The organism is Oceanobacillus sp. FSL W7-1293 (assembly GCF_037969815.1).
GTDB classification, from domain to species: Bacteria; Bacillota; Bacilli; order Bacillales; family Amphibacillaceae; genus Oceanobacillus; species Oceanobacillus oncorhynchi.
Genome location: NZ_CP150212.1, coordinates 1419364 through 1437365, shown reverse-complemented (window position 1 = coordinate 1437365; position 18002 = coordinate 1419364). Strand labels below are relative to the sequence as shown.

18 protein-coding genes are annotated in these 18002 nt (G+C 42.0%); 9 read left to right on the top strand and 9 right to left on the bottom strand.

Translation table 11 applies throughout. The features are described 5' to 3' along the window. Nucleotides 1–201: 201 nt before the first annotated feature. Genes MKY65_RS07220 through MKY65_RS07200 form a run of 5 tightly spaced genes read right to left on the bottom strand, consistent with a single transcriptional unit; the run spans nt 202 to nt 4704 of the window. Complete coding sequence (locus tag MKY65_RS07220) at nt 202–1014, bottom strand: energy-coupling factor transporter transmembrane component T (protein WP_339183599.1); 813 nt, start codon at nt 1012–1014, stop codon at nt 202–204. Next, nucleotides 1011–1874 (bottom strand): energy-coupling factor transporter ATPase, encoded by an 864-nt coding sequence (locus MKY65_RS07215; protein ID WP_339183598.1) that lies wholly within the window; start codon nt 1872–1874, stop codon nt 1011–1013. Before MKY65_RS07215 ends, MKY65_RS07220 begins: the two co-directional genes overlap by 4 nt. After that, nucleotides 1859–2671: an energy-coupling factor transporter ATPase gene (locus MKY65_RS07210; RefSeq protein ID WP_339183595.1), complete on the bottom strand. Its 813-nt coding sequence runs from the start codon at nt 2669–2671 to the stop codon at nt 1859–1861. Before MKY65_RS07210 ends, MKY65_RS07215 begins: the two co-directional genes overlap by 16 nt. 22 nt (nt 2672–2693) lie before the next feature. Beyond that, the gene (gene menA, locus MKY65_RS07205) at nt 2694–3632 is read right to left on the bottom strand and encodes a 1,4-dihydroxy-2-naphthoate polyprenyltransferase (RefSeq protein ID WP_339185155.1); all 939 of its coding nucleotides are present in this window, start codon (nt 3630–3632) and stop codon (nt 2694–2696) included. Nucleotides 3633–3651: 19 nt separating this feature from the next. Beyond that, nucleotides 3652–4704, bottom strand: coding sequence for an FAD:protein FMN transferase (locus MKY65_RS07200; RefSeq protein WP_339183592.1), 1053 nt, complete (start codon nt 4702–4704; stop codon nt 3652–3654). Nucleotides 4705–5051: 347 nt separating this feature from the next. On the opposite strand from MKY65_RS07200, the gene MKY65_RS07195 reads away from it, so the two are divergent. The 9 genes from MKY65_RS07195 to MKY65_RS07155 all read left to right on the top strand — a co-directional run bounded on the left by MKY65_RS07195 (nt 5052) and on the right by MKY65_RS07155 (nt 13425). Beyond that, complete coding sequence (locus MKY65_RS07195; RefSeq protein ID WP_339183590.1) at nt 5052–6926, top strand: FAD-dependent oxidoreductase; 1875 nt, start codon at nt 5052–5054, stop codon at nt 6924–6926. Between the two features lie 76 nt (nt 6927–7002). Beyond that, entirely contained in the window at nt 7003–7419 is a 417-nt protein-coding gene (locus MKY65_RS07190; RefSeq protein ID WP_339183588.1) for a NusG domain II-containing protein, read from the top strand. A 55-nt stretch (nt 7420–7474) separates the two neighbouring features. Continuing rightward, entirely contained in the window at nt 7475–8029 is a 555-nt protein-coding gene (locus tag MKY65_RS07185) for a Gx transporter family protein (RefSeq protein WP_339183586.1), read from the top strand. A gap of 63 nt (nt 8030–8092) precedes the next feature. Further along, the gene (locus MKY65_RS07180; protein WP_339185154.1) at nt 8093–9079 is read left to right on the top strand and encodes a polyprenyl synthetase family protein; all 987 of its coding nucleotides are present in this window, start codon (nt 8093–8095) and stop codon (nt 9077–9079) included. 225 nt (nt 9080–9304) lie between these two features. After that, a complete protein-coding gene (locus tag MKY65_RS07175; protein WP_339183584.1) occupies nt 9305–9583 on the top strand; it encodes a hypothetical protein in 279 nt (92 codons plus the stop codon). Between the two features lie 19 nt (nt 9584–9602). Then, nucleotides 9603–10211, top strand: coding sequence for a hypothetical protein (locus tag MKY65_RS07170; RefSeq protein ID WP_339183582.1), 609 nt, complete (start codon nt 9603–9605; stop codon nt 10209–10211). A 169-nt stretch (nt 10212–10380) separates the two neighbouring features. After that, complete coding sequence (locus MKY65_RS07165; protein ID WP_339183580.1) at nt 10381–11142, top strand: glucose 1-dehydrogenase; 762 nt, start codon at nt 10381–10383, stop codon at nt 11140–11142. A 127-nt stretch (nt 11143–11269) separates the two neighbouring features. Then, on the top strand, nt 11270–11605 hold the full coding sequence (locus MKY65_RS07160) for a thioredoxin family protein (RefSeq protein WP_339183578.1): 336 nt from the start codon (nt 11270–11272) through the stop codon (nt 11603–11605). A gap of 464 nt (nt 11606–12069) precedes the next feature. Beyond that, nucleotides 12070–13425 (top strand): sodium:glutamate symporter, encoded by a 1356-nt coding sequence (locus MKY65_RS07155; protein WP_339183576.1) that lies wholly within the window; start codon nt 12070–12072, stop codon nt 13423–13425. Nucleotides 13426–13488: 63 nt separating this feature from the next. Here MKY65_RS07155 and MKY65_RS07150 read toward each other — a convergent pair whose 3' ends face one another. The 4 genes from MKY65_RS07150 to MKY65_RS07135 all read right to left on the bottom strand — a co-directional run bounded on the left by MKY65_RS07150 (nt 13489) and on the right by MKY65_RS07135 (nt 17726). Beyond that, nucleotides 13489–14685: a chromate transporter gene (locus tag MKY65_RS07150; protein WP_339183574.1), complete on the bottom strand. Its 1197-nt coding sequence runs from the start codon at nt 14683–14685 to the stop codon at nt 13489–13491. Between the two features lie 18 nt (nt 14686–14703). Continuing rightward, on the bottom strand, nt 14704–15012 hold the full coding sequence (locus MKY65_RS07145) for a PadR family transcriptional regulator (RefSeq protein WP_042532745.1): 309 nt from the start codon (nt 15010–15012) through the stop codon (nt 14704–14706). Between the two features lie 194 nt (nt 15013–15206). Continuing rightward, complete coding sequence (locus tag MKY65_RS07140; protein WP_339183572.1) at nt 15207–16820, bottom strand: tetronasin resistance protein; 1614 nt, start codon at nt 16818–16820, stop codon at nt 15207–15209. A gap of 24 nt (nt 16821–16844) precedes the next feature. Continuing rightward, nucleotides 16845–17726 carry an ABC transporter ATP-binding protein gene (locus MKY65_RS07135; protein ID WP_339183570.1) on the bottom strand — a complete coding sequence of 294 codons (882 nt, stop codon included), beginning with the start codon at nt 17724–17726 and terminating at the stop codon, nt 16845–16847. Nucleotides 17727–18002: the final 276 nt, after the last annotated feature.

The window sequence follows — 18002 nt, the reverse complement described above, 5'->3', positions numbered from 1 at the left end:
CGATTCAAATTAAATAAACAGATACCTCGCTAAAAGAGCGGCCAAGTCAAAGCTTGTCCGCTCTTTTAAATATGTAGAAAAATCTGCCGTTCTTATTACGTTTTTTCTTTATTCCATCATACCGTCTCCTCCCTGTTCAAAAATCAGAGAAGAGACGTTTTCGTGTAACCTTCTTTTCTATAAATGACACCAATCCATCTATCAATGAAAGTGATGCCCCTCTGTCCGTAATACGATCAGGATAACCGACAGCAGCACCATGGTAAAAAGAGTGAACGTATCTCCCTTCCGCCAATGCAAGCGTCGAAAGGAGGATCTTGGTTGATTGGACTGGTAACCTCTTACCTCCATCGCGTTTGCCATATCCTCTGCCCTGACCAGGGAACTGACGAACAATGGAACAAACATCGGAACGATTTTCTTCATCTGCTGAAGCAGTGACCCTTCGCCAAATACGATACCTCTGGCACGCTGCGCATCCAGCACTTTCTGTGTTTCATCCAGTAAAATAGGAATAAAACGAAGCGCTATCGACAGCATGAGTGAGATTTCGTCGACCGGCAGTTTGAGCCGTTTCAAGGGCTGGAGCAGATAATTAATCGCATCTGTCAAATCAATTGGCTTCGTGGTTAATGTAATGACCGTCGATACAAAAATAATCATGGTAAAGCGGCTGAAAATGTATACCCCATTGATTAAACCAAAGGATGAAATGGTAATTGGTCCCCAATCGATATATATTTCTCCCCCTGCCGTAAACATTACCTGTAGCAGCACCGTAAATAAAATCAGCCATATCAATGGTCGCACACCGCGAATATAGATGCGGAGGGAGACTCCGGAAATTTTCGTCATTGTAAAGGTAAAAAGCCACAGCACCAGATAGGTGAGCCAATTGTTGGCAATAAATAAGATAAAAATAAACGAAATCCCTGCGATTAGTTTAGCTCTGGGATCAATACGATGAAGCAGCGAATCGCCAGGGAAATAACGCCCTAAGATTAATTTGTTCATGCTAATCCCGCCTCTATTAAAGCATCTGCCAGCTGATCCAGCGTCAGACAAATCTGCGGCAAGATAACGCCCGCTTCCTGCTCCAGCTTTACCTGCAGCTTCCTGGCCTGCGGCAATTCCAGTCCCCATTGATGAATCGCTGGTACATCAGCAAATAGTCGCTCAGGCTCCCCCTGAAAAACTATTCTGCCTTCCTCCATCACGATAACTTCGTCTGCATAATAAGCTGCATCATCCATATCATGGGTAACCAGCAACGTTGTTAACCCGCGCTCTTTATGCCAGGCATGGATCAGGTCCATCACTTCTTTCTTTCCTTTTGGATCCAGCCCGGCACCAGGTTCATCTAAAACAAGAATATCTGGACGCATGGCCAATATTCCCGCCATCGCCACATACCGTTTTTGACCGCCGGACAAAGAGAATGGTGACTTCGACAAAATCGATGCATCTAAGCCGACACGCTCAATAACCTCTAGAGCAATCTCCTTCGCCTCTGCTTCAGGCACTCCAAAATTCATCGGTCCAAACATAATATCTTTTTCCACCGTTTCTGCAAACAGCTGGGATTCTGGGAATTGAAAAACCATCCCCACTTTTCGGCGTGCTTCTTTTACGGATTGCTTCGCATTTTCCAGCGTAATTATTATTTCGCCGACAGCTACCTCCCCTTTTTTCGGAAGGAGCAATCCATTCATCAGCTTCAATAAGCTTGATTTTCCGGAACCGGTCTGGCCGACCACAGCTGTAAAGGAGCCTGACTTTATCGTTGTACTAATCGACTTTAATATTTCCGGGCTGCGAATCGGCCCTGCTTGGTAATCTGCGGTTACTTCCTCTAGATTTATCTGCATAGCCATCGCACCATTTCCTGCTCTGTCATATATTGGTCTGGTACGGCACTGCCCCGTTCTTTTAATTTTCTTCTCAATGCTTCTATAAAGGGAACATCCAGCCAATCCTCTCTTTGAAAAATTTGGGCAGGTCTGTCTATTTCCCTCACTCTGCCTTTCTTTAAAACCAGCATTCTATCCGCGGCTTCTGCTTCATTCATATCATGGGTTATCGAAATAATAGTCAGCTGCTGCTGTTTTCGCAAGTCATGTAAAAAATGCATGAATTCCTGTCTGCTTTTCGGGTCAAGCATCACCATGGCTTCGTCTAATACAATAATGGCAGGCTGTAACGCTAAAAGTCCGGCAATAGCGACGCGCTGCTTTTGCCCTCCGGATAAGCGGGAAGGGTCGTAATCTGCATAGCGGCTCATTCCAACCATTTCTAACGCATGTTCTACCCGCTGTTTCATGTCATCATAGGACATATGTTGATTTTCCAAAGCGAAGGCTACATCGTCTTTAACAGTTGTTCCAATAAATTGATTTTCCGGGTTTTGAAATACTAATCCGATATGGCTGCGAATCTCCCATTTAGATTCCTCTGTCAGCTCGATTCCATTAATATAAATGCTTCCTGAGGATGGTGTGCGCAGACCGACCAGCAAACTGGCTAAGGTTGATTTTCCCGAACCATTATGTCCGACAACAGCCAGCCACTCTCCTCGCTCTGCGGTAAAGGAAAGGTCTGCTATCGTTTCCTCCTGCTTTTGCAAGTTATAATGAAAAAAGACATTTTCTACGTTGACACAAGGCGTTGACATTTCTCCACCCCTCTCTCTAAGATTACAAAATGACGGAGACAAGCAAGGTAATTGCCATGGTCCCATTTACGAGCATCATATTTTTCAAAGATAATGGAAAAGTTTCCAGCTTACTCTGCTTTTGTCTAAACCGTCTGATGCTTTTCGTGATTGGAATCAGCACCAGGCATACAAGCAAGGCATAGACAGGCAGCACCTGAAGCAGCACAGCGGTTACAATCGCTGCAAATGTGAGTACATAGAGCAGATGGAATAATAACAAAGCATGCTTTCTGCCGATATAATAAGGAAGGGTAAAACGTTTATTGGCAATATCCTCTTCCAGATCGCAGATATTATTTGCCAGCATGATATTCGCAATGGTCAGTATACAGGGGAGCGAGACCAGGAAAATCTCCAGCAGCAGCAGGACATCCATTTCAAACGTAATCATGCGTCCGGTCCAGCCTAAATGGGCTATTCCCTGATTAGCGGCATTGACATAGATAGCTAGAAACGTAATGCCAAATCCCATCGTCACACCGGAAAACACCTCGCCAAGCGGCATACGGGATAGCGGGATCGGTCCGAATGTATAAAAGATACCAATGGCGAAACAAAGCATGCCAATAACCAATACAAATAAATCCGTACGAAATACCAGCCAAATCCCTAAGAAAGAGGCTATCGCCAGCATGGTAATAATCGTTGCCACAACTCTCTTTTCAGGGATATTCTCCTGTCCGATAATATTAGATTCTCTGCGGTAGTCCTCACTTAGCGCCTTCTTATAATCCATATAATTATTAATTGCCGTAGTGGTTAAATCAAACAGCAGCATGGCACTAAAGAAAATAGCTGTATTTAGCGGTTCAAACATGTCATAACGATAGATAACAAATAATAGTCCAATTAAAAACGGAAATAAACTAGCTAATTTGGTGCGAATTTCTACCAGCTTTAAAAACGTAGGCAATGTCATCATAGCCCGCTCCCCTCACCTATTCTATTAACGTAAATTCCTCATCTGTCAGTTCAAAATTGCCGGCTAATCCATCAGTGATATAAACATTTTTGTCCTTTGTCACAAAGATAGCTTCTGCATCCTGCCTATTCTGAATAAATTCTAAGCCCTCCTCTAATCCTTTTGAAAATAGCAGTGTAGAAAGTGCATCCCCGTCAATCGAAAGCTCACTGATAACAGAAACACTGGCCAGCTCTCCTTCAAACGGATAGCCGGTCTGCGGATTTAATAAATGATGATAGATTTCTCCCTCCACTTCTAAAAAACGTTCATAAATACCGGAAGTGACAATAGACTGATTCGAAGCAGTCAATCTGCCAACAGTTTCTCCCATCGGCAAGAATGGATTTTGGACACCGACGACCCAAGGGTCGCCTGAGGTCTGATTTCCCATGACATATATATTGCCTCCTAAATCAACCACAGCAGTGGTGACCCCTTCCTCCTCTAACAGTTCTACTACTTCATCAGCAATATAACCTTTCGCAATTGCTCCCAGGTCTAACCGCATACTGGGTTCTGTCAGCATCACGCTTTGCTCTGCTTCATCGAGTTCTATTTTTTCATAATCAATCAACGGCAGTATGTCATCAATTTCCTCCTGCAACGGTTTTCTTGCATCATCCATCCCGATATTCCAAAGGCTGGTTAATGGACCGACAGCAATATCAAAGGAACCCTCTGCCAATTCACTGTAATCCTTTCCTTGCTTAATCACCTGCCATACATCCTCTGACACCTCGACAGGGTCTTTTCCGGCCTGTTCATTGATTTCAGCCACTTCCGACCCAGCTTCATTGGCAGTCATTTGCTGTTCCAATACTTCAATTCGGTCAAACACCTTATCTAACACCGGCTCTTTATCCTCGTCATACACCTTTATCGTGATAACTGTTCCCAGTAAAAATTCTGTCTCACTATATGGATTGCTGGTTAATGATGACGCATCGCTTGATGAATCGGCATTTTTAGAACAGCCTGCAATAATCAGCATCAGCAGCATCAGTGAGATACCAATTTGTTTCTTCATTTTCATACCTCCCTCGCCCTTGTGAATGTTAATAAACACCATAATAATTATTTTCATGTGATTTAATTCACAATTATTTACACAATTTTAATTGTGAATAATTTCACAAATATTACATGTTTATTGTATAATTTATTTCGTATGATGTCTATAAAAACCACAAACAAATCTATGATTATCAATGATTTTGTCATGAAAATGACACACCTGATTATTTGATATTTTATCTTTAATTTGTGAACTATTTATCAAACCTATAGACTTTTTTTATGAATATGTTAGAATGAAATTGTTCAACGGTTCACAAAGTTAATATTATCTATTTTGATTACAAAGGAGTGAATACAATGGCGGAGAAAAATATTGTTATTATTGGCGCTGGCTACGCAGGAGTGCATGCAGCTAAGAAGCTGGCCAAAAAATACAAACGTGATGATTCTGTTTCTATTACTCTGATAGATCGACATTCCTACCACACCATGATGACAGAATTACACGAAGTAGCTGCACACCGTGTAGAACCATCTGCTATTCAATTTGATTTACGAAAATTATTTAACCGTACCAAAGTGAAACTCGTCACAGACAATGTTACCAACGTCGATCATGATGCGAAGACCGTCACCACGGAACACGGTGAATTCGCTTATGACTACCTTATTCTCGGGATGGGCGGCGAAGCAAACGACTTTGGTACACCAGGTGTAAAAGAGAAGGGCTTTACCCTCTGGTCCTGGGAGGACGCCATTCGCATCCGGCATCATTTAGAGGATGTCGTCAAACAGGCAGCATTAGAACATGACCCGGAAAAACGCCGTGCCATGCTCACCTTTACAGTTTGCGGTTCCGGCTTTACCGGTATTGAAATGATTGGAGAGCTTATCGAGTGGAAATACCGTTTAGCAAAGGAAAATAAACTGGACGAAGAAGAAATTCAGCTGTATGTAGTCGAAGCAGCCTCCTCTATTTTAAATATGCTGGACCGGAAAAGTGCGGATAAAGCTGAAAAGTATTTAAATAAAAAAGGCGTTACCTTGCTTAAAAACTCACCAATCGTTGAAGTAAAAGAGGACAGCGTCGTATTTAAATCAGGGGAAACACTTTCCACACACACATTGATTTGGACAGCCGGGGTCAAGGCAAATTCGGATACAGAGGATTACGGCATCCCGACTGCCAGAGCAGGACGACTAAAAGTGAATGAATATATGGAAGCAGAAAACTTAGAGAACGTCTATGTTATTGGCGACTTAGCCTATTTTGAAGAAGAGGAAGGCAAGCCGACACCGCAAATTGTCGAAGCGGCCGAACAAACTGGTGTGACAGCAGCTAAATCCATTATTGCGGAAATCGATAACGGGCAAAAAGAAGCGTTTGAAGGGAAATACCATGGCACGATGGTTTCCATCGGAGCCAGATATGGTGTTGCGAATTTAATGGGGCTGCGTTTAAGCGGCTGGCTGGCTAATCTGATGAAGCACTTGGTTAATCTTTATTATTTCTTCGGGATACGAAGCGGCTATTATATGTTTCATTATATTATGCATGAATTTTTCCAAACAAAGGATAAGCGCAATATTTTCAGAGATACAATTACCAGATATGGAAATGTTTTGTGGAGCTTGCCATTGCGATTATTTGTCGGCGGTTTTTGGCTCGATGAAGCAGCCTCTAAAATTTGGGGAGAATCTGTTTGGAGTGAAGTCACCTCGGGTTCTGCAGGTATTTCACGATTATTTCAGGGACTCGGAGAAGATTCCTGGCTGACCGGAAATAGCGTGAACATGCCGTTTGAATGGCTGCAAACAACCACCAGCAGCGCAAGTGAAGCGGTAGATGGCGGTGCAGAATGGGCTACTCCTATTTTAAGTGATATGCCGGGTATTTTTGAATGGTTTATGCAGATTATGCTGCCAACACCGGAAGTCGCTATCTTTATGCAGAAGGTTATGACTTTCATTGAATTATTCATCGGCCTTGCTATTGTATTCGGCCTTTTCACTTGGCTAGCCAGTGCTGCAAGTGCCGGATTCCTGATGATGTTTACTTTATCCGCGATGCTCGGCTGGGATCAAATCTGGGCACTCCCTGCTTCCATTGCCTTAATGAATGGCTCTGGACGTTCCATTGGTTTAGATTACTGGGCTGTTCCATGGCTGCAAAGAACACTGGGAAGGTTCTGGTATGGAAAAGAGCGGGCTATCTATAAAGATCGTGAATAAAAACATCGGGCAACCCGGCTTTTGCCGAGGAGATGAATCACTGTTTACTGAATGAGCCATAAGGAGGGAAATGGGCATGAGGGATTTCTATCATATGCTGAAACCTTGGGATGTTATTCTTGTTATCCTGCTGGTTCTTCTATCTTTTCTCCCTGTTGGCATCTTTGTTTTACAACAGTCACAATATGCTGAAGAAGATTCAGTAAACGTTGCGGTGATTACAGTAGATAATGAAATTGTAGAAGAAATCCAGCTGACAGGGAATACTGAAACCAGAGAAATTGAGATTGAGATATCCGATCATGACAATAACATTATTGAAGTAGACAATGAACGCATTCATATCAAAAGCGCTACCTGCTCTGACCAAATCTGTGTTCGAACCGGCTATATTTCCAGACCGGGACAGACCATCGTCTGCCTGCCTCATAAGCTTGTAGTTGAGATTCAATCAGACAGCGGGGAAACAGAAGATATGATTATCAGCTCTTAAATCAATTTTGAGCAGCTTATATACACGTTCGGAAATAGATTGGGAGGGTCTGGCGATGACAAATAACCAGCGTCTTGTATACATTGCGTTATTAGCTGCGCAGGCAGTCATTATCAGTTTAGTAGAAAGAGCCGTCCCCTCCCCTTTTGCCATCGCTCCAGGTGCAAAAATCGGTTTAGCGAATATTATTACGTGCATGGCCTTATATACGCTCTCTACAAAAGATGCGTCCAAGGTTGTGATGATACGGATTATCCTTGCTACCCTGCTGGGCGGTACGCTGTCCTCCTTTATGTATAGTGCAGCAGGCGCCATTTTAAGCTTTATCGGCATGTGTGGAGTAAAAAAGCTCGGGCCGTCTCGAATCAGCTTGATTGGAGTCAGCGTAGCCGGCGCTATTCTGCATAATATTGGACAATTAACGATTGCCAGCTGGATTGCCCAAACATGGACCGTTCTTCTCTACCTCCCTGTTTTATCTTTTTTCGGCATTTTATCAGGTATTGCCATGGGTCTGGCAGCTAATTATTTATTGAATCACGTAGAAAAACTGCACTATTACCGGGACCTGCAAGAAATGAAATATACACATCCCAATCGAGTATCATAGTTTTGGCTGAAGAAAAATCCTTATGTTCGTTAAATGGAGGTTATCATAATGGCGATTCCAGCTATTCCTGTTCATCCAATGTGGGAGCCCTATCCCCGGTTACAATCTGATTTACAATCCGTTTTACAGGTGATTGAATCTCACCTGCAAATCCACGATAAGCAAATCGAAGCTACCATTAAAGATTTAGTCTATTCAGGAGGAAAATTATTGCGTCCTGCCTATACGCTTCTATGTTCTCAGATTGGGGACGTAACATATCAGGAAAAAGAAAGGTCGATAGCCGTTGCCGCGGCACTGGAAACCTTGCATATGGCCACTCTGATTCATGATGATGTCATTGATGAAGCAGACTTCCGTCACGGAAATCCAACCATCCACACCCAGCAGGGCAATCAATTTGCCATCTATTCCGGTGATTATTTATTTTGCGTCTGTTTTACTATTTTATCTAAATATGCCCGCACATTAGCACATCTTGAGTTTAATGCGCGCAGTATGGAAAAGATTCTCACAGGGGAACTGGATCAGCTCCATGCGCGCTACCAAAAGGGAGCCAGCATCAAAGATTACTTAACACGTATTTCCGGAAAAACCGCGCAGCTCTTTGCTGTCAGCTGCTATTCAGGAGCAGTGACCAGTCAAGCAACTCGGAGGCAGACCATGCTCGCCTGGAATATGGGGCATTATATTGGCATGGCCTTTCAGATTATCGATGACATATTAGACTTTAAAGGTGATTTCAACACCGTGCGAAAACCTACGCTGGCAGATATTCGTCAAGGCGTGTATACCCTGCCGCTGATTTACGCATTACGTGAACAGCCAGAGCCATTACATCCTTATTTAGATAAGAAAGCTGATTTAACAGATGATGAATTAATGGAGATACTAGCTATTGTCGAAAAAACAAAAGGCATAGAAAAATCCAGGCGGCTTGCCCTGAAGTATACAGACAAGGCATTAAAATCCTTAAATAAACTGCCGGACGGAGATTATAAAGAGACCTTGTATGAATTGACTGCGATGCTGTTGGAGCGGAAAATATAATGGCCTGCAATGAAACTTGCATAGTAATTTTCCGAACTGTTATCGATAATAAAATAAAAACTATAGGTGTTATATATAATGAAAACCTTCATTTTACGGGACTTGCGAGAGTACTGCTGAAATGAAGGTTTATTACGGTTTAGCTGAAAATCATCTAAAATAAAACTAGCTTTATTTTTAAATGATTGGTAAAATAAAGACAATTCAAAGAAAGGAAGTGTTCTATTGTTTACATTCCCGGTTATTTACGAAGAAGAAGCAGACTACATGAAGCATGATCGGCTGACGAAGAAGCTGATACAAGAGTTTTTTGAAGAGTTTATCGAAGCATTTTTCCCCAATCTCCACCCTCACATTGATTTCTCCAAGGTCACCTTCCTCGAACAAGAAGTGTATCTGGACTACATCAATGGCCGCAAGAAAGAAATTGACGTTCTCGCAGCAGTAAAGCTAAACCACCAAGACAAAACTCCATATTCATACCGAAGCCCAATCAACGCATGAAGCGGACTTCCCCGAAAGAATGTTTCTCTATTTTTCTTACCTTTACGCCAAACACCGCAAACCCATTCAACCCATTGCTGTTTTGAGTTATAATAGGGAGAAAGAAGAACCGACACAATTCAGAATCGATACCCCCACCCAAGACGTCCTTCAATTTAACTTTTTACAATTACACCTAATCAAGAAAGACTGGAAAGAATATATTCAATCAGACAACCCGGCCGCAGCAGCATTGCTCAGTCAGATGGGCTATGAAGCGCATGAGCGGGTTCAGGTAAAGCTGGAGTTTCTGCGTATGATCACCCGGACGAAAATCAACCCGGCGCAAATGGAGTTTCTATATGGCTATTTCGAGACTTATCTAAAACTAAACAAAGAGGAGGAAGCGCAAATGATGGAGCAAATGGAAAACTTGCCAGAGGAGGAAAAAGAAGTGGTATTGCAACTGCCAAATTCTTATTTTGAGAGAGGATTGGAGAAAGGAAAACAAGAAGGAATAGAGGAAGGGATAAAAAAGCGAAATCAAGAAATAGCTTTAGAATTGCTGGCAATAAAAATGCCAATCAACCAAATCGCAGAGATCACAAAATTAAGCAAAGAAGAGATTGAAAAGCTTACTAAAAAATAAAGAATTAATTCTTTGCGAAAAATCCTATAGCAGCATTACAAAACGCTTCCTCCGTCTTTACAGGGGAAGCGTTTTGCATGTCAGGTACAGTCTTCCATTTAACGATGCATAACTTTAAAGAAAAACGGGAATTTATAAAGGATTAACGAATTTTTGGAGGAGGATACGTATGACTCAGGAAAAAGATTTTGAAGGCAAGGTTGTATTAATTACCGGAGCTGCTTCCGGTATTGGAGAAGCGACGGCGTTAAAATTTGCAGAACGCGGAGCAAAAATAGCGATTGGCGATATAAATGAAGATAGCGATAAAGTCATTCAACAAATTAAAGACGAGGGCGGAGATGCTGTTTTCTTTAAAACAGATGTAAGTAACGCTGATCAGGTAAAATCACTTGTAGAAAAAACAGCCGATCACTTCGGGAAAATAGATTGTGCCTTTAACAATGCAGGGATTCTGCCTAAAATCGCTTCTTTTATTGATACTACAGAAGAAGATTTTGACCAAACGATTGCCGTTGACTTAAAAGGCGTTTTCCTTTGCCTGAAGTATGAGCTCGAATATATGGTTAAAGCAGGCGGCGGAAGTATTGTCAATACGGCTTCTGTTGCCGGATTGATTGCTGATCCCGATATGTCTCCTTATGTTGCTGCTAAACATGGTGTTGTCGGGTTAACAAAGGCTGCCGGAATTGAATATGCGGACAAAGGCATACGCGTTAATGCTGTAGCACCTGGAGTCACCGCAACACCACTGGCTAAGGAGAAATTGGAAGATCCCGAAATACGTGAGGAAATGATAGGAAACGTTCCTGCAGACCGGGCAGCAACACCAGATGAAATTGCAGAAACCGTGCTCTACTTATCATCCGATAAAGCAAGCTTTGTGATGGCTCAAACCTATGTGATTGATGGCGGTCAAATCGCCCACTAATATTGAAATATAAAAACGTAAAAATTGAAATTTATTATATACTGAATAAAGCATTTGTTTTATCAACCTGATTGAATTATATTAGAAAACGTATAAGTCCTAAAAAGCGTGACAAAGGAGGTGCAGTATGAAAAAGGTATACGAACTGACTACCATAGAAATGGCAGAAGAATTTTTGAAAAATCATGCGTTAAGCTTCCTTTTCGTTTCCAGACCGGATTGCAGTGTATGCCATGCCATTTTGCCCAAGTTAACCGAAATGCTGGATGACTACCCTCTTATCCACCTGGGACATATTGACGCTTCCAAGGTGGAAGAAGTAGCAGAAAAGTTCTTGATTTTTACTGTTCCTATCATGCTTTTGATTATAGATGGCAAAGAATATATCCGGGAGGATCGCTTTGTCCGTTTTGAACAATTAGAAGAAAAACTGAACCAGTTGTATGAAATGTATACCCAATAAGCGGTTCGAGTGTGTGTTCCAAAAGAAATCAATAGTTTTCGTTGGAACGGGGGATTTCAGTCCTGACGAAAACTATTGCTATTTCTCACCCCATCGTAAAAACCAGTCAGTTAAGTTAATTCAAGAAGTTAACCGGCCTGCCCTCCCTCCTAATTGTATTTATTTCACCCGCTACTTTGAAGCAAACGTTGTTACGGTTGTTTCACTGTGCTCACTAATTAAATAATGCTCTCTCCTTTTTACTTCAAAGACAAAACCACATACTATTCGAACCATTTATTACCTTTTAATCGAGATTTTTTCTTTTCTGTTAGCTATGGAAAATATTTGCTTATATGGTACAATAATAAATCTGTACATTATTTCACTGCCTCAAAAAATTTACCATCTTTTCACGTACATTTCGCTCAAAACCCTAACTATTTTTTTCAATATACATTGATGAAGGAGGAATTTTATTAGAAATGGAAAACTTTACAATTTGGTCATTAATGATAGATATTAGTATTATTTCAGGATTACTATTAGCAGGAACCATCTTACGGGCAAAAGTGAAATGGATTCAATCCTTATTTCTGCCGGCCAGCATGATTGCCGGATTTCTTGGACTTGCATTTGGTCCCAGCGGGGTTGGGATTCTGCCCTTTTCGGAGCAATTCAGCAGTTATCCTACATTGCTGATTGCAGTTATTTTTGGAGCAATTCCAATCGGAGCTGCGAAAGTGCAATTATCAGAGGTATTTCATCGTGTTCGTGATATGTTCTCCTACTCCATCATCTTGACATTATCCATGTGGGGAGCAGGTGTCCTATTTGCTTTACTTATTTTAAACCCAGTCTTCAGAGACTTGCCTAATGGATTTGGACTTATTTTAGGAGCAGGTTTTCTAGGCGGACATGGTACTGCAGCTGCTATAGGAGAAGGGTTAGCGCATGCAGGCTGGGAAGAAGCAATGGATCTTGGCATGACCTCTGCTACTGTAGGAATTCTGGTTGCTGTTTTAGGAGGTCTTTTTCTTATTAAACGCAGTACGGAAAACGGACATACCACATTTATTTCAAGCTTTAGGGATCTCCCTTCTGAACTAAAATCTGGTTTAATGCCGGCTTCCAAACGTTCTGCAATGGGACAAGAAACGGTATCATCCAATTCGATTGACCCGCTTGTTCTGCATCTGGCAATTATCGCTTTTTTAATCGGCATATCTTACTGGTTAACCAATTTATTGACAGAATTAATACCAGCTGTGTCCATACCGCTATTCAGTGTCGCCTTTATTTTAGGCTTAGTTTTTCAGGGCATCAGCCGGCAGTTAAAGGCTGATAAATATATTGACGGGCGCGTAATGGAGCGTATCGGCGGAACAGCCACTGATTTCCTGGTTGCTTTTGGTATTGCTTCGATCAACATTACCGTCGTGATGGATTACGCATTGCCGCTGGTTTTATTGTTTGGCTTTGGAATACTTTGGGCATATATTCTCTTCCGTTTTGTCGGTCCAAATATATTCAGAGATTTCTGGCTGGAGAAATCTATTTTCGGCTGGGGCTGGAGCACCGGTACAGTTGCGATGGGGCTTGCCCTTTTACGAATTGTTGATCCGGAATTGAAAAGCCGGACGCCGGAAGACTATGCGTTGGGATATGTAGGTGTTGCGCCTGTTGATATTATTATTGTTACTTTTGCTCCGATTCTTTTCGCACTTGGACTCACTTGGGTGATTCCAATCGTTCTCTTGCTTGGTACTGCTGTTGTAATTATGATTTACAAGAAAGCAGGCTGGTGGGGCCAGGGTAAACATCAAAACACATCGAGCTGACATGCTTGATGTGTTTTTTCTTTTTCAAGTTTAATTACACAGATTAAAAAATCACCGCAGACATTATAGAAGCGATATAAGTAAGCCCCCAATAGCTCCGGTCAAAACAATCACCCAAGACGGCAGCTTCCAATAGACCAGCATACTAAATAGGATAGCGGCAAAAGCAAAATCAATCGGACCCAGGATAGCACTTGTCCAAATAGGATGATAAAAAGCCGAAATTAAAATCCCTACGACAGCTGCATTTACTCCCATCAGGGCTCCCTTCATTTTTTGATTTTGACGGATTTGATTCCAAAATGGCAGCGCACCTAAAATCAATAAGAATGCCGGCAAAAAGATAGCTGCAGTTGCCAACATCCCGCCTGTCCATCCGTTAATAACAGCGCCAATATATGCAGCAAATGTAAATAATGGTCCAGGCACAGCCTGTGCCGCCCCATAGCCGGCTAAAAAGGAGGTTTCGTCCATCCAGCCTGTCAGTACAAATTCACGCTCCAGCAACGGCAAAACAACATGTCCGCCGCCGAAAACAAGTGAACCAGAGCGGTAAAAACTATCAAACATAGCAATCCAATTCAGAGATGTCACTTCTTTTAAAATCGGAAGCAAAATAAGCAATCCGAAAAAAAGCGATAAACAAATGCCCCCCAGCTTTCGGGAAATCGGAAAAACGAATTTCGATTCTTCGTTCTCAGCATGATTTTTATATACCAAATAACCAATGAGGCCTGCTAATAAAATAACGCCAACTTGAGTAAAGGCTGTTTGCCATAATAAAGTGATAACTAACGCGAACAGCGCAATGGATTTGCCCTTTAAATCCGGTGTCAATTTTTGAGCCATTCCTAAAATCGCATGCGCTACAACAACAACTGCTACGATTTTTAACCCTTGAATCCAGCCAGTCTCTTCCATAGCTGAACCTTGTAAGATCAAAGCAAAAATAATCAACGCTATGACAGAAGGCAGCGTAAAGCCAATAAAAGATATTATCCCCCCGAGGATGCCTCCGCGCATGACACCAATACCAATACCAACTTGGCTGCTTGCTGGCCCAGGTAAAAACTGACACAGTGCAACTAAGTCGCTGTAACTTTTTTCATCCATCCATTTTCTTTTCCGGACATATGCCTCATGAAAATATCCAAGATGCGCAATCGGTCCGCCAAAAGATGTCAATCCCAGCCGTGTAGAAATAAGCAGAATTTCGAATAGCAGTTTGAATTTCTCTTTTAATGTTGTAATATGATTCACCCAGTACACCCTTCCCTGTCAGTCTTTAATTTCTTTAAACAGTTCATATGCTTTCTCTCGAGCTTCCTCCAGCACGGTCCGCCCTTTATCGGTAGCCGTATAATATTTTCTTATTTTCCCGCCTGCATTACGTTCTTCCATACTCAATAGTCCATCCTTTTCCATCGAGTGAAGAATCGGATATAAGGTTCCTGGACTTATCTTGTATCCATGCTCCCTTAATTCATCCAGCATCCATACACCAAAAATCGGGTGTTCCATCGCATGATGCAGAATATGGATTTGAATAAATCCCAAAAATAGCTTTCTTAATATTTTTTCTTCCAATTTGATTCATCCCCTGAAGTATTGATATCGAAGCCTGATATCGTATTTCGTTATTAATTTATCATTGGAACGTAACCAATTCAATCCATCATCTAAAAAGTTTACAGAAACTTTACAAAACGGCAAAAAGCCAATCCGTCCCATTCGTATATGGAACAAATTGACTTATAAAGATTAAATAAATTTTTTAGAGGTTAAGCTCCTTCTATCATATCCCGCCTATTATAGCCGAGGTAACCAATTATCATTAAAGCAATACTAATACCTGTTAAACTAATAAAAACGGGAGCATCAAAACGGTCCATCGGCATTTGCGGAATCCAGCTTTGGATGGCTGTTTTCGAAAACCAGCCCGGTAAATCCAAAATACCGCCAAAGTAATTTAAGATAAAGGAATAACCAAGATACGCATAAATTATTTTCCCTAACTTCGGTGCCCATCCAAGTGCTAATGCTGCAAGTCCTGTAAAGAATAAGACGGATGGAAAGAAGTTATAGCCCGCAGCCAGAAAATCTCCGATATCCAGCACAGCATTTTCGCCCATAACGGAGATAGCTGTACCTCCAAGACCGCCGGCCGCCAGCAGCGTTCCAATCAATCCTGCCAAAACGGCTAACCCGATTGTCGTCCAGTAAAATTGACCGCGCGTGACTTTTGTAGCGTGAAGCTGACTTAAATGCAAACGGCTCTCTTCCGCGAAAAGCTTATTCACAATAACGATTGGCAGAATAGAAACCAAAACCATCATGACCATCATAATTGTTCCTGTAAAGGATTCTTCAATAGAAACGCCTGACTGTGCAAACATTTGCGCCATCATTTCATTACTTTCAAGAAATGTCTGCATATCCTCATAAATGGATCCGTACGCTGCGCCCATCACTGCAAAGCCAATCAGCCAGCCAATAATGACTCCCTTATTCAGTTTGGTAAACAATCCCTGCACCGATAATAGAGACTGTCTTGCATGCTCCCGTCCTTCTCTTTCAGGCAGGTAACCCGCGCCCATATCACGCCCGCCTTCCAGTGTAAAAGCAAGGATTACCATCACTGCATTAAAAATCAAGGCAAAAATAATCGGCAGCCAGTTGTTCTCTGTAAAGGGATACGTTAAATACGTCCAGCCGAGCGGATTGAACATGGATAAATCCACATTCGATACATCCGTTCCAGCACGAATAATATAGAGCAATCCAACCAGACCAAGCGCTGACCCTGTGGCGCTGGATGAAGCAGGCATGATTTGTGCCATCACCAGTCCGATGCCTGCCCCAATCACACCAGCTATCCCAACTGAACTTCCAAATAAAAAGGAACCTTGGACAGAAATCGTATCTGCACCGAAAATCAGTAACAGGCTGCTGATAACAAGCGCCAATAGCACATTAATTACAATCACTTCTGCCATTGCCGCAAGCGAATTTGCCTGCCGCCCGATTTGAAAAGAACGGACAAGCTCCGTCAGTCCGAGGTCCTCCTCCTTACGTGTGTGCCCTACAATATGCAGGACAGACATAATCATCGCAAACAATCCGCAGAATAATAACATTTCATGCGCATACATCGCGCCTAAGGTATACTCCGCTGCCGTTTCAATTGGTGTGGGACCGACCATGGAGATCATTGCCGGGTTTTGCAGTGTTTCATACATTCCTATTAACCCCTGCCCCTTTGCTATTTCTTCAAACGCAGGAACAAAGCCTCCTGAAAATAAACCCACTCCCAAAATCCAGAAAATAATCTTTTTCCAATCACGCTTTAGATACTGTAAAAACAAGGTATCCCAACGTGCAAATTTTTCCTTCATTGCCTTTCACCTCCCTGTCAGCTTTTATCCCTCATAATGCCGCATAAATAAATCCTCAAGCGTCGGCGGCACCGCTTCAAACTTCTTCACACCAAGCTTCGTTGCCTCGGTTAAAATAGCATTGATGTATTTATTGTCAGCAGAAAAGGTAGCTTCGTTATCTTTCTGTGTAAAATCATGGACGCCCTCTACAAATTCCATTTGCGAAACATCCGCTTCTGTCGATAACGTCACAGCAGAGCGTGTCAAATGCCGTAATTCATCCAATGTCCCGGACTCTACAATCTCCCCTTGACGAATAATAACGACCCTGTCAGCTAAACGCTCTACCTCACTCAAAATATGAGAAGACAGCAAAATGGACTTTCCTGCTTTCTTGATTTTTTCTACCTCTTCCTGAAAAACGGCTTCCATCAACGGATCAAGCCCGGAAGTCGGCTCATCAAAAATATATAAATCGGAATCTACAGATAAAGCGGCGATCAAGCCAACCTTTTGCCGGTTCCCTTTGGAGTACCCCTTGGCCTTTTTCTTCGGATCCAGTTCAAAACGTTTGATTAAATAATCACGTTTTTGCTTATCTCCGCCGCCATGCAGCTTCATAAACAAGTCAATGATTTCTCCGCCTGTCAGACTCCCCCAGAGCGCAACATCTCCCGGCACATAAGAAATACGTTTATGGATTTCCAGACTTTCCTTCCAAACGTCCTTCCCAAAAATTTCTGCCTGCCCGGCATCCCGCTTAATAATTCCCAATAAAGCACGAATCGTCGTAGATTTACCAGCACCGTTAGGACCGATAAAACCAACAACTTCTCCCGCATCTACCGTGAAGGTTACATCACTTAACGCTTGAAACTTACCGAACTTCTTTTGCAGGCCTTGTAATTTCACAATTTTTGTCATAAGGCTGACACTCCTTCTCTCCTTCATTTCATACGCTGTTTTATCCAGTTCCGCCTATTTAATCGTTCAAAACACAAATAAAACTATTGATCATATTACAGTTCAATATAATGCATTATATAAAAAGTTTTAAACCATAAAACCATTTTACAGTTCAATATTATTCCTTTTTATGAATGAAGTCAATATAATATATACTATTTTTTATTTGCCAGTTCATAATTAGATAGATATAATAAATAGGAAGAGAAACGTTCATTTTTAGAAATTTTATTG

What these genes read in the sequence shown, in the direction of transcription:
- MKY65_RS07220 (WP_339183599.1), bottom strand. Translation starts at nt 1,014, where the DNA reads ATGAACAAATTAATCTTAGGGCGTTATTTCCCTGGCGATTCGCTGCTT.
- MKY65_RS07215 (WP_339183598.1), bottom strand. Translation starts at nt 1,874, where the DNA reads ATGGCTATGCAGATAAATCTAGAGGAAGTAACCGCAGATTACCAAGCA.
- MKY65_RS07210 (WP_339183595.1), bottom strand. Translation starts at nt 2,671, where the DNA reads ATGTCAACGCCTTGTGTCAACGTAGAAAATGTCTTTTTTCATTATAAC.
- menA (WP_339185155.1), bottom strand. Translation starts at nt 3,632, where the DNA reads ATGACATTGCCTACGTTTTTAAAGCTGGTAGAAATTCGCACCAAATTA.
- MKY65_RS07200 (WP_339183592.1), bottom strand. Translation starts at nt 4,704, where the DNA reads ATGAAGAAACAAATTGGTATCTCACTGATGCTGCTGATGCTGATTATT.
- MKY65_RS07195 (WP_339183590.1), top strand. Translation starts at nt 5,052, where the DNA reads ATGGCGGAGAAAAATATTGTTATTATTGGCGCTGGCTACGCAGGAGTG.
- MKY65_RS07190 (WP_339183588.1), top strand. Translation starts at nt 7,003, where the DNA reads ATGAGGGATTTCTATCATATGCTGAAACCTTGGGATGTTATTCTTGTT.
- MKY65_RS07185 (WP_339183586.1), top strand. Translation starts at nt 7,475, where the DNA reads ATGACAAATAACCAGCGTCTTGTATACATTGCGTTATTAGCTGCGCAG.
- MKY65_RS07170 (WP_339183582.1), top strand. Translation starts at nt 9,603, where the DNA reads ATGTTTCTCTATTTTTCTTACCTTTACGCCAAACACCGCAAACCCATT.
- MKY65_RS07165 (WP_339183580.1), top strand. Translation starts at nt 10,381, where the DNA reads ATGACTCAGGAAAAAGATTTTGAAGGCAAGGTTGTATTAATTACCGGA.
- MKY65_RS07160 (WP_339183578.1), top strand. Translation starts at nt 11,270, where the DNA reads ATGAAAAAGGTATACGAACTGACTACCATAGAAATGGCAGAAGAATTT.
- MKY65_RS07155 (WP_339183576.1), top strand. Translation starts at nt 12,070, where the DNA reads ATGGAAAACTTTACAATTTGGTCATTAATGATAGATATTAGTATTATT.
- MKY65_RS07140 (WP_339183572.1), bottom strand. Translation starts at nt 16,820, where the DNA reads ATGAAGGAAAAATTTGCACGTTGGGATACCTTGTTTTTACAGTATCTA.
- MKY65_RS07135 (WP_339183570.1), bottom strand. Translation starts at nt 17,726, where the DNA reads ATGACAAAAATTGTGAAATTACAAGGCCTGCAAAAGAAGTTCGGTAAG.